The 12,435-nt window shown below is 48.1% G+C and carries 9 protein-coding genes; 7 read left to right on the forward strand and 2 right to left on the reverse strand.

The genetic code is table 11. The features are described 5' to 3' along the window. Window positions 1-13 precede the first annotated feature (13 nt). The 7 genes from CB4_RS05985 to dtd all read left to right on the forward strand — a co-directional run bounded on the left by CB4_RS05985 (window position 14) and on the right by dtd (window position 9,416). Window positions 14-244, forward strand: coding sequence for a post-transcriptional regulator (locus tag CB4_RS05985; RefSeq protein ID WP_096464054.1), 231 nt, complete (start codon window positions 14-16; stop codon window positions 242-244). Between the two features lie 108 nt (window positions 245-352). Continuing rightward, window positions 353-1,588: a protein translocase subunit SecD gene (secD, locus tag CB4_RS21235; protein ID WP_231956160.1), complete on the forward strand. Its 1,236-nt coding sequence runs from the start codon at window positions 353-355 to the stop codon at window positions 1,586-1,588. Further along, on the forward strand, window positions 1,578-2,495 hold the full coding sequence (gene secF, locus CB4_RS21240) for a protein translocase subunit SecF (protein WP_172890813.1): 918 nt from the start codon (window positions 1,578-1,580) through the stop codon (window positions 2,493-2,495). The genes secD and secF overlap by 11 nt, the downstream gene beginning before the upstream one ends. A gap of 654 nt (window positions 2,496-3,149) precedes the next feature. Continuing rightward, the gene (recJ, locus tag CB4_RS05995; protein ID WP_096464056.1) at window positions 3,150-5,492 is read left to right on the forward strand and encodes a single-stranded-DNA-specific exonuclease RecJ; all 2,343 of its coding nucleotides are present in this window, start codon (window positions 3,150-3,152) and stop codon (window positions 5,490-5,492) included. After that, window positions 5,482-5,997: an adenine phosphoribosyltransferase gene (locus tag CB4_RS06000; protein ID WP_096464058.1), complete on the forward strand. Its 516-nt coding sequence runs from the start codon at window positions 5,482-5,484 to the stop codon at window positions 5,995-5,997. Before recJ ends, CB4_RS06000 begins: the two co-directional genes overlap by 11 nt. Before the next feature lie 764 nt (window positions 5,998-6,761). After that, on the forward strand, window positions 6,762-8,951 hold the full coding sequence (locus tag CB4_RS06005; RefSeq protein ID WP_146226576.1) for a RelA/SpoT family protein: 2,190 nt from the start codon (window positions 6,762-6,764) through the stop codon (window positions 8,949-8,951). Between the two features lie 21 nt (window positions 8,952-8,972). Further along, on the forward strand, window positions 8,973-9,416 hold the full coding sequence (gene dtd, locus CB4_RS06010) for a D-aminoacyl-tRNA deacylase (protein WP_096464060.1): 444 nt from the start codon (window positions 8,973-8,975) through the stop codon (window positions 9,414-9,416). A gap of 45 nt (window positions 9,417-9,461) precedes the next feature. Here the strand turns inward: dtd and CB4_RS06015 are convergent, their stop codons facing one another. Beyond that, on the reverse strand, window positions 9,462-10,013 hold the full coding sequence (locus CB4_RS06015) for a class I SAM-dependent methyltransferase (RefSeq protein WP_096464062.1): 552 nt from the start codon (window positions 10,011-10,013) through the stop codon (window positions 9,462-9,464). A 158-nt stretch (window positions 10,014-10,171) separates the two neighbouring features. After that, on the reverse strand, window positions 10,172-12,172 hold the full coding sequence (locus tag CB4_RS06020) for a methyl-accepting chemotaxis protein (protein WP_096464064.1): 2,001 nt from the start codon (window positions 12,170-12,172) through the stop codon (window positions 10,172-10,174). Between the last annotated feature and the right edge of the window lie 263 nt (window positions 12,173-12,435).

Below are 12,435 nucleotides of genomic sequence, written 5' to 3' on the forward strand. Positions count from 1 at the left end.
ATGAGACAACGCGATGGAGAAAAAGCCGTTCGAACAAGACATCATGTACATATGCGAGTTGAAAATACAAGAGTTTCACCTGCTCGGATATGAGAACATAACACCTGAGGAGATCTGGAACTGTGTATCGGAGAAATATAAGGAGATTCCCCCACTGCACCGGGTTGTGAATGACATCCTATCATTGAAGCCGGGACGTCTGATGAACTGGATGACGATGCGGGCATTCAAAGGTGAGATGTGAATTTTATGGAAGTCTTCCATTTTTCCTCTTCTGCCGAAAAATTGACAGTAAAATTTATAGACGCTTATAATAGAGTGTATTGGTTTGAAAAAGGAGGAAACACGGGAGATGATTAAGTGGAGTCGCATTGTTACCTTGCTCATCATTACTGCTGTCATTTTCGGCACAGTGGCAATGACCGGCAAAAAAGTAGCAATGAATACAACCCTTGGCCTTGATTTGCGCGGAGGGTTTGAAATCCTGTACGAAGTAGCACCGCTGGATCCGAAACAGAAAGCAACGAAGCAGACGCTTCAGGATGCGGTGCATGCACTTGAGAGCCGTGTGAATGTTCTCGGTGTATCTGAGCCTGAGATTCAGGCGGAAGGGGAGAACCGGATTCGCGTGCGTCTTGCCGGTGTTACTGACCAGCAGAAGGCGCGGGATTTGATTGGTAAACCAGCGAAATTGACGTTCCGTGACGCTCAGGGCAAAATCCTGATGGATGGTGGCGACCTGGCGGAGAACGGAGCGCAAGGAGCGTTCGATCAATATCAGCGTCCGATTGTGTCGCTGAAGTTCAAAGATCCGAAGAAATTTGCGGACGTAACACAGAAGTATATTGGCAAACCTATGGCAATCTACCTGGATCAGGAGCTCATTACAGCACCGACGATTCAAAGTGTAATTCCGAACGGTGTAGCCCAGATTGATGGTCAGAAATCAATTGAAGAAGCGAAAAATCTAGCGGCGATTCTGAATGCTGGGGCACTTCCGGTTCAGATGAAGGAAGTATTCTCCACAAGTGTCGGTGCGAAGCTTGGTCAGGAAGCATTGCATAGCGGTGTAGAAGCGGGTCTGATCGGGACAGCTATCGTGCTTGTGTTCATGATGGTGTACTACCGGATGCCGGGCGTAATTGCTTGCATTACACTGGTCGCTTATATTTATCTCCTGATGTTGATGCAGAACCTGATGCATGCAACCTTAACGCTTCCAGGGATTGCAGCGTTCATCCTTGGGATCGGGATGGCAGTCGATGCGAATATCATTATGTATGAACGGATTAAAGAAGAGCTGCGCAGCGGCAAGTCGTACTTGTCTGCGATGCGTGCCGGTTCCAAACGCTCGTTGAGTACGATTTTGGATGCGAATGTAACGAGTATTATCGGGGCGATTGTACTGTTCTGGTTTGGTTCAAGCTCCATCCGTGGTTTTGCGATTACCTTGATTTTAAGTATTCTGGTCAGCCTGGTAACAGCAGTAGCAGGTTCAAGGCTTCTGCTCAATCTGGCCGTGCGCTCCAACTTGTTCAATAAGCCCGGTTATTATGGGGTAAAGGAGCGTGACATTCGTGAATTATAATCAGAAGTTTGATGAGTACAAGCTTGACTTTGTTAAGCACCGCAAGAAATATTTTATCGTATCACTTGTTCTGATCGTAGCCGGGATCATCTCTCTTTTGACAATGGGATTAAATCTTGGCGTTGACTTCAAGAGTGGAACGCGTGTGCAGGTGCAAATCGGTAAAACGTTCCAGGAAGACGAAGTGAAGCAGATCGTCGAGAAGACAGGGCTTAAAACGGGGAGTGTAACGACAGCTGGAGATAAGAAGGATATGGCGGTTATTCAGTTTGCGGAGCCGATTCACAAGGATGAATTTGCGAAGTTGACCAAAGCTGTGCAGGATAAGTATGGAAAAAACATTTCCTTACAGGAAAGTACCGTAAATCCGATCATCAGTCGTGAGCTGGCGCGTTCGGCAGTGTACTCGATTCTTATTGCGTCCGTGTTCATTGTGCTCTACATTACGATTCGCTTCGAGTTCCGTTTTGCGTTCTCATCCATTCTGGCGCTGCTGCATAACGTGTTCCTCGTCATCACGATTTTCAGCCTGTTCCAAATTGAAGTCGATCTGCCGTTCATTGCGGGGATCTTGACCATCGTCGGGTATTCGATTCACGATAACATCATCATTTTTGACCGGATTCGCGATAACTTGAAACACGCGAAGCTGAAATCGACTCAGGATATTGAAGACCTGGTCAATTATAGTATTGGACAAACATTGGCGCGTTCGATTAATACTGTCTTGACAGTTGTCATCTGCGCACTGGCCCTGTATATTTTCGGTGGGGAGAGCATCCGCAACTTTATGCTGGCGCTTATCATCGGCCTGATCTTCGGGGCATACTCTTCCATCTTCATTGCCAGTCAGATCTGGGTGTCATGGCGTGAACGTGATTTTAAAAAGCAAAAAAAGGTTGCGTAGTAGAATAGCCGTATACAAAAGCTGTCCCATGAGCGAGTGGGGCAGCTATTTTTTTGTGGAATCGACAACGTGTAGTGGTGGGAGTGAGAGAAGGGATGAGCCGTTCGCTTGATTACGCTTGCAGGGAAGTGGGGGCTGTCCGCTCTGGGAGCTCGACGAACTCGCCCGCAAAGAAAGCTTACGATGTCGATTCACCGAAGGATTGCGGGCAAAGGCCCGTTCGTCGTTCTCCCTCCGCTGAGTAGTCGCGTAAAGGCGCTCTCTTACTCATCCCTTCTTCCCCCCTCCCAACAACGTTTGGATTTACAAAAGCTCGTTCAACGTAAGGGATGATTCACACGGTATTTGGTGGCTTTAGCGAAAGGAATTAGTTGTTTTTTTACCTGCATAGCGAAGCCCAATATTCCTATTGTTTGGCGGTTGTCTGTCAAAATTCGGGTAGGAGTGGAGGAGGAAGGTGCTGTGGAACGCTTTTACGCGATTACCTAGCGGAAGGGGACAGTCTCTACTTCTTTGTAAGCGTAATGAAGTGACAAAGCGCCTTCCTCCTCCGCTCCTCCACCGCACTTTTGAGCCAGACAACCCCAAAAGCAGTTGCCCCTATTTTCTTGTGTCCTGTATAATGAACAAGTGTTTAAGAAGGGTGGGAGAAACGTGCTTAAATCGAAAACCCGCTGGAAGACGAAAGCAAATAACGAAGCGGCCGTACAAACGCTTGCACAGACATTACGCATTTCCCCGTTGCTTGCGCATCTGCTCGTTGGGCGCGAGATCGATACACCTGAGAAGGCAGAGCGGTTTCTTGGTGGAAGTGCCGAAGACTTATATGACCCGTTCCTGCTTGATGGTATGGAGAAGGCGATTGCCCGTGTGCGTGAAGCGATTGAGATTGGGGAGCCGATTTTAATCTATGGCGATTATGATGCCGATGGCGTGACAAGTACAAGCATTATGGTGCACACGCTACGGATGGCAGGCGCTGTGTTTCAATATTACATACCGAATCGTTTTACAGAAGGATACGGTTTGAATGAAGAGGCGCTGGTCAAGGCAGCGGAGAACGGATTCGGTGTGGTTGTCACGGTTGATACTGGGATTAGTGCGGTGAAGGAAGCTGAAACAGCAAAAGAGCTGGGCATTGATCTGATTATTACGGACCATCACGAACCGCCAGAAACAATTCCGGATGCATACGCGGTCATTAATCCGAAAAAGCCAGGCTGTCCGTATCCGTTCGATATGCTCGCAGGTGCCGGGGTCGCGTTCAAGTTCGCGCATGCGCTGCTCGACGATATTCCGCATCATCTGCTGGAGATCGCAGCGATTGGTACGATTGCCGATCTGGTGCCGCTTGTGGATGAGAATCGGCTGATTGCCAGACTTGGTCTGCAAGCACTCGACCGTTCAGTGAATCCGGGCGTCCAGGCGCTCAAAAAAGTATGTGGCATCGAAGGCAAAGTATCAGCGTATCATATCGGCTTCGGGATGGGGCCGCGTATTAATGCGACAGGTCGCCTGGAGACAGCAGATCGTGCTGTGAAGATGTTTATTACGAACAATCCAGAAGAAGCGGAGCGTTATGCACAGGAGCTTGACGAACTGAATAAGGAGCGGCAGGAACTGGTGGAAACGATTGCAGCCGAAGCGGAACAGCTCGTGCTGGCCATGCCGGATGAGCAGACGAATGTCATTGTCGTCGCACAAGAAGGGTGGAATGAAGGGGTCATCGGGATTGTCGCTTCTCGTTTGGTAGAGCGTTTCTACCGTCCAGCCATCGTATTAAGCATCAACCGGGAACACAGCAAGGCCAAAGGCTCGGCCCGTAGCATTGCGGGGTTTAATATGTACGGGGCACTGACCGAATGCGCGGACATCCTGCCGCATTATGGCGGGCATCCGATGGCAGCTGGTATGACACTTGCGGAAGAGAACGTGGACGCGCTGCGCCGTCGCTTGAATACACTGGCACAGGAATGGCTAACAGACGAGGATTATATCCCGATTACGAAGGTGGATGCGGTCTGTACACTCGAAGAAGCGAATCTCCAGACGATTGAGCAGATTGAGCGTATGGCACCGTTCGGCATCGGCAACCCGAGTCCGCGCATTGTCATGGAAGGTGTTGAGATTGCCGATCTGCGTATTATTGGCAAAGATGAGAATCATATCAAATGTCAGTTCCGTCAGGATGGCGTGAAGCTCGACGGCATCGGATTTAAAATGGCCGACATCGTGCCGGAACTGCCGACACAAGGAGAAGTGAATGTGGTTGGCGAATTATCTGTTAATGAATGGAATAATACCCGCCGCCCACAGTTTATCCTGAAAGATATTAGTGTACCGGGCATGCAGATTTTTGACTGGCGAGGTGCACGCAGTAAAGAAGAGAAGCTGAGTCTGCTTGAAGAAGCAGGACAGCCGGTGCGTATAGTGGCGTTCCGGGAGCACAATCAGCAGGCATTCTCCCGCATTCTCCCGACATTCTCTAATCTTGTGACAGCAGGAGATGCACATACACAGGTTGTATTGTACGATCTACCTGCTTCCAGGGAAGAACTGGAGACAGCACTTGCCAGACATCCAGACGTAGATCGTCTGTACTGTTTGTTTGGAGAAGAGCCGACGTCTTTGCCATCTATTCCAACGCATCAGCAGTTTAAAGACGTGTACAAAACGGTATATCAGCATAAAGCAGTGGCGTATGCTGATGTGAAGCATCTTGCGCAGGCGAAAAAATTGACACCGTCTGCCACTCAATTCATTTTGTCTGTCTTTACCGAGCTTGCGTTTCTGGAGGACACTGGACGAGAATACCGCTTAGCGGCAAACCCGGCCAAAAAAGATCTGACAGCGTCCACGCTTTACAGGCAGCAGCAGTCGGCACTCGAAGTAGAAACTGAATTACTATATTCCTCATACCAATCACTGTGCGCATTTCTGCGCTCGCATATGGCGGACAGCGCACCAAATAAGGAGATAACTACTCATGGATTTTAAAGAAAAGATTCGCGTGATCCTCGACTACCCACAAGAGGGCATCCGCTTCAAAGATATTACCACTCTTCTGCAGGACGGCCCAACATACAAAGCGGCCATTCAAGAAATGGCCAAATTCGCAGCAGACAAACAGGTGGACATCGTAGTTGGTCCCGAAGCACGCGGCTTCGTTATCGGCTGCCCGCTTGCCATTGAACTCGGCGCAGGTTTCGCTCCCGTTCGTAAAAAAGGCAAGCTGCCGTACGAAACGATTCAGGCAGAATACACACTCGAATACGGAAAAGATGCGCTTGCGATGCACAAAGACGCGATCAAACCAGGTCAGCGTGTCCTGATTGCAGACGACTTGCTTGCTACAGGCGGCACGATCCAGACGACGATTGATCTCGTGAAGCAGCTCGGCGGTGAAATCGTCGGTCTTGCGTTCCTGATCGAGCTGACATATGTGGGCGGTCGTGAAAAGATTGACAGTGATTATGATATCTTCACGCTAGTGCAGTACTAAGGATAACAAAAGGCTTGATAGTCAGGCTTTCGTAGGGCAGATTGGTATTTGTACAAAGTTTGGTGGGGGAGTAGAGAAGAGAGACACCTGTCACTTCGGTACGCTTACAGGGAAGCAAAAACAGGGCGCTCCAGGGAACATGCAAACTCGCCCACAAAAAGTCGTGATGCGTATTCAAAGAAGTTGTGGGCAAAGGCCCGTTCGCCTATTCCCTTCCGCTGGGCAGTCGCGTACAGGCGTTCCGTGGCGTCTCCCTTCTCCACTCCCGACAACTTTTGTATAAAACCCATTTTGCACAAACTTTGATACAAGCCAAAGTTATAACTTCTATATGGTATTGGATATACAGTAAAAAGAGCTTCTTTTGCAGTTGCAAAAGAAGCTCTTTTAAAATCAATTGGAGCAAAGAGTGATGATTTTTTCTTTCAGATAACACAAAAGCTATGCAGAAGCGTGGAAGGGAGGAGCAATGAACGCCTGTACGCGACCCCTCAGCGGAGGGAGAGCGGCGAACGTGCTTTTGCCCACAATGCTTCGATGTATATACATCGTGGGCTTCTTTTGTGGGCGAGTTCGCTGGTCTTCTGGAGCGGACAGTTCTGCTTCACTGAAGAGCGTACCAAAGTGAATGCTCCTCCCTTCCACGCTTCTCCACTACACTTTGTGTAATATCAAACCAGAAAAAAGCTCCTCTTGACCTCCGTTTCCCGTTCTAACATAATAAAAGGTAATATTCCAGGGGAGTGTTAAAGGAGACAAGATTCATGAGCATCGAAACGGCGATTGAAACCGCGATCGACCAGGTTACAGACAAAGCGAAAACGTATCTGCCGCAAAAAGACATTGAATTTCTCATCCGTGCCTATGAATTCGCCAGAGAAGCTCATGAGGGACAAATTCGAAAGTCCGGGCAGCCGTATATTATCCATCCGATTGCCGTTGCTGGTATTTTGATTGATTTGCAGATGGACGCTGTTACCGTAGCAGCCGCCTTCCTGCATGATGTTGTCGAAGATACAGAAGTTACGAGCGAGCAAATTGCCGAAAATTTCGGTCAAGAGGTAGCCAATCTTGTAGAAGGTGTTACCAAGCTTGGCCGAATTAAACTAAAGTCCAAAGCACAACAACAGGCCGAGAATCACCGTAAGATGTTTCTCGCTATGGCGAAGGACCTACGTGTCGTCATGATCAAGCTGGCGGATCGCCTGCACAACATGCGGACATTGAAGTATTTGCCGGAACCAAAGCAACGCCAGATTTCTGATGAGACATTAGAAATATTCGCGCCACTTGCGCACCGTCTTGGAATCGCATCCATCAAGTGGGAAATGGAAGACACGGGTCTCCGCTACATCAACCCGCAGCAGTATTACCGCATCGTAAACTTAATGAAGAAAAAACGTGCGGAGCGTGAGAAGTACATTCATGGTGTGATTGATCTGTTGCAGGAGCGCTTGAAAGAACTTTCTATTACATCCGAGATTTCCGGACGTCCGAAACATATTTATAGCATTTACCGTAAAATGGTGAAGCAGAACAAGGAGTTTAACGAGATTTATGATCTGCTCGCCGTGCGCATTATTGTCGATGATATCAGGGATTGCTATGCGGCGCTTGGAATCGTGCATACATTATGGAAGCCAATGCCGGGCCGCTTCAAAGATTACATTGCTATGCCAAAAGCGAATATGTATCAGTCGCTTCATACAACCGTGATCGGCCCGAACGGAGAGCCGCTGGAAGTACAAATCCGCACAGCCGAGATGCATCGTATTGCTGAGTACGGGATCGCGGCACACTGGGCGTACAAAGAAGGACAGAATATTTCTGAGGAAGCGACATTTGAGACGAAGTTATCCTGGTTCCGTGAAATTCTAGAATGGCAGCAGGAAGCACGCGATGCCCAGGAGTTCATGGAATCGCTTAAAATGGATCTGTTTGCCGATCTTGTTTTTGTATTTACACCGAAGGGCGATGTTATCGAGCTGCCAAAAGGATCAGTGCCGCTGGACTTTGCTTATCGAATTCATTCTGAAGTCGGTAACCGGACGATTGGTTCGAAAGTGAACGGCAAAATTGTGCCGCTTGATCACCAGCTCAAAACAGGCGATATTATTGAAATCCTAACATCGAAGCACAGCTATGGACCGAGTCGGGACTGGCTTAAAATTACGAAGTCCACACAGGCGCGAAGCAAAATTAAGCAGTGGTTCAAGAGAGAGAAGCGCGAAGAAAACGTCATGAAAGGCCGTGAAATGGTCGAAGCTGAGTTGAAAAGGAACAGCTTTGAGCCAAAAGAGATCATGACAGCAGAGAACCTGCTTGAAGTTGCGAACAAGTTTAATTTTCAGGGAGAAGAAGATATGTTTGCGGCGGTCGGCTATGGCGGCATTACCGGCGCACAGATTGCGACTCGCCTGACGGATAAACTGCGTAAAGAGCGGGAGGACATGATGCCGAACACGGCAGAGATTCGTACCGATGCGCCGCGCAAGCGTCCGGACAACGGCGTGAGCGTACGTGGGATCGACAATCTGCTGATCCGCTTCTCCCGCTGCTGCAATCCGGTGCCAGGTGACGATATTGTTGGCTTCATTACGCGTGGTCGTGGTGTGTCTGTACACCGTGGGGATTGTCCAAACCTGCAATCATGCAGTGAAGACGACCAGGCACGTCTCATCTCGGTTGAATGGGATGCGGATATGAAGCATGAATTCAATGTCGACATTGAGGTTACCGGCCATGACCGAAGTGGCCTTCTGAACGAAGTGCTCGCGACTGTTGCGGATATGAAGACGAACATTACCGCTGTATCCGGTAAAACCGATAAAAACAGAGTGGCAAAAATCAATATGACGATTGCGATTCAAAACCTTGACCACCTGCATAAAGTAGTCGAGCGCATCAAAAAAATTCGCGACGTCTACTCTGTACGTCGCGTGCTGAATACGTAGCGAGACAACAAGGAGAGAAACATGCGAGTAGTACTTCAGCGTTCCAAACAGGCGTCCGTAACCGTAGAGGGCGAGGTAGTAGGCCGCATCGAATCCGGCCTCGTCCTGCTTGTTGGCATTACGCATACTGATACGAAAGACGACGTGGAATATGTCGCAGACAAGATTGCCAAGCTCCGTATTTTTGAAGACGAAGACGGCAAGATGAATCATTCTGTAGAAGAGGCAGGCGGCGCGATTCTTTCTGTGTCTCAGTTTACTTTGTATGGGGACACGCGCAAAGGACGACGCCCAGGGTTCAGTGAAGCGGCTCGTCCCGATCAGGCACAGCCGCTGTACGATTTCTTTAATGAGAAGCTCCGTGAGCGCGGTCTGCACGTCGAAACAGGGATCTTTGGCGCCATGATGGATGTGGCTCTTGTCAATGATGGTCCCGTTACTTTCATTGTAGAAAGTAAATCCTAAACCGTACGAAAAAAGCCAGACAGTGATTATGCTGTCTGGCTTTTTTTAGATCGTTTTTTTGCATATATATACAAAAGCCGGAAATATATTAAGCGGCACAAATGTAATGCGAATGTCATCAAAACGCTGTGCTAGCTGCTTTTTCATTTGCAACGAATACTGGAACGCGATAAATGTTCCGCTTGGTGCTAGTGAACGTTCCACTTCGTCCATTAGTTCATCGCGCAGCTCCTGCGGAAAATTCATGAACGGAAGCCCGGATAGAATGTAGTCAAATCCATTGATTTTGTGAAGACGCATTGTGTGGCTCATTGTACGTGCATTCGGATAGTGATGCATCTCCGGATAGTCGGCTGCAAGAGCGTTGCGCATCGTGCTATCCTGTTCGAAAATAAGCGCCTGGCATTCCGGTGTTTTCAGGCGGGAGATATAGCGAGTAAACGAGCCGGTTCCAGCTCCAAGCTCAGCGATGTTCCGTGCTGTCTCCCATTGTACCGGCTGTGTCATGGCACGGGCGAGAAAACGAGAGCTGGGTGCGATACTGCCAATCGTACGAGGGGAACGGATGAATTTAGAAAGAAACAAAAGCTTTTCCATGGAACACGACTCCTTAATTTTAATCCTTATTTATCCTACTACGTTACTGGTATTACTAGTATTATAAACGATAAGTAAGATAAATGCGAAAAGAAATACGCAGAAAAAGAAAAATCGGGCTCGTAAAACGAATCACGTCCCGATGAATTGTGAATGTACTACACAACAAATTTTTTGACGGAGGCTTCGAGATCGCCTGCCATTCTGGATAGAGAGGCGGCAGAAGCGCTTGTTTCCTCGAACGTTGCGAGCTGTTCTTCTGTAGCAGCAGAGATTTGTTCGGTACGTGAGGCAGCCTGTTCGATAAGATCATGTGCCGTCTGAATGGAAGCGACAGCATGCCTGGATCGGTCTTGAATGGTTTGGACCGCATGAGTCGCTTTTGCGGTTTGTTGTTCTACCTGACGGATTGCCTGTTCAATCTCGGTGAAAGAAAGACCGGCTGTATGGATGACCGTAATCCCTTCTTGTACTTCTGAAATAGCGGTTGTCATGAATTGAACGGTTTGTGCCGTTTCCTGCTGGATTCCCGAAACCAGCTCGGCAATTTTTTGAGCGGAATGGGCAGACTGTTCGGCCAGTTTCCGTACTTCATCCGATACAATCGCAAAGCCGCGACCGTGTTCTCCTGCCCGAGCTGCTTCAATCGCTGCATTGAGAGCGAGTAGATTCGTCTGTGCAGAAATGCCTGTGATCACCTCAATAATCTCGTTAATTTGATTAGAACGGTCTGCGAGTGTTTGTACGCCTTTTGCGAGCGTGGCCATCGTTTCATTAATCGAATTCATCTGGGTAACCGCCTGATGAATGGCGTTATTTCCTTCGGTAGCTTTCGTGACGGTCACGCCGATCGTATCAAGAATAGAACCCGTCGTTTGAGAGATGCCTTCCATGCCTTTCGAGATGTTCTGTACGTCGTGGGCTCCGGTCTCCATATCTTTTGTCTGCTGTTCGGATTGAGCAGCGAGTTCCTGAACAATGGATGCAATCTGTTCACTGGCGGAACGTGTTTGTTCGGCGCTGGCCGTTAATTGCTCAGATGAAGCGGCAACTTGAACGGAAGACTGCTGGATTTGACGAATCAGCTGCTGGATATGATCAAGCATTTGATTAAATGCGCGGGCTGTTCGACCGATTTCATCATTTGTGTTGTCCGGGAGGCGTTTTGTTAAATCACCTTTTCCGTCCGCTAGCATGAGCAATGATTGTTCCATGACATGCAGGGGACGTAATGTACGGGAGACAAGCCAGATAAGAAAGGCGATAACGAGTACAATCCCGATGAGAACGGATGCGATACTGAGGGTGAAGATGCGGGTGAGCACTTCATTCGAAATCGCAACCACCATTTTTTGTCCATTTGATAGCGACGCAGCGTAATACGTCACTTTTTTATTTTGGTAATAATCAGATTTTTCCTTGATCGTGGTAGTGCTACTTGCTTGGTTCATGAGAGTAGAGAGAGCCGGTGGTATTTGAGAAAATGACTTTTCACTCGCCGCGACCACTTTTCCATCTTTATTTATAAGGGCAGCGAGTACGATTTGATCGCTAAGCTGTGATTTAATACGTGCTAGCAGAGGAGAAGCACCAATTTGGTTGTCCAATTCTGTAAGCATTTGTCCTTTTCGCCCCACCTGTACGATGCGCGGCTCATTCCACCCGGGCACGCCGACATATTTAAACACCTGACCATCAAAGTTGCGGACTTGCGCTGCCTGAGACATTTCTTTTTGTTTGCCTGAGATTAAATCCATAAACGCGTAGGCCTGGCTGCCTGGCTCGGCGCTGAAATCAAGATGAACAGCTGGGCCGACATTGGTCAGGACAGTTTTACCGGTGGCATCGGTAATCCAGAATTCGTCGATGCCCGCACGTTTCGCAAGATCGGTAATTTCATTGAAATTCGTTCCTTTTTTCATAAGGAGAGAAGTCATAGTCGCCTGGCCGATCATCTCCTTATTCATAATGTCTTCTGCTGTTTTGCGTGCCGTCAGGGCATTTTCAAAACTAATGCGAGTTAGTTCTGCCGTAGCTCTACCTTGAGATTCCAGGGTGCTAGCGGTTTGATTATATACAAGAGTAGAAATACAAATAATAACAAGTGCGGTAAGGATGGTAATCGGTACAATGATTTTGAAGCGAAGTGTTCCAAGCATAGTCTCTCCTCCAGTTTTTTCTTTCTAATGTGAATTTAAGTATAATACATTATACCTATTATAATGTATTTTTCTAAGGGGAATTTGAAGATATTGTTAATTTTATGATGATGACTCAGCCTGCGGATCACTTCGTAGCGAAAACGATTTTGATGAAATAGAAAAACAGTGCTTTGTTTGGTATAGTAAATGGAGCAGGATGAGTGTGATCATCCGAAAAAGGTGCGGGTTGCATTCGTGTACAGTAGGGGCACATCGAACAA

Origin of the sequence: Aneurinibacillus soli, from assembly GCF_002355375.1 — a bacterium.
GTDB lineage: Bacteria > Bacillota > Bacilli > Aneurinibacillales > Aneurinibacillaceae > Aneurinibacillus > Aneurinibacillus soli.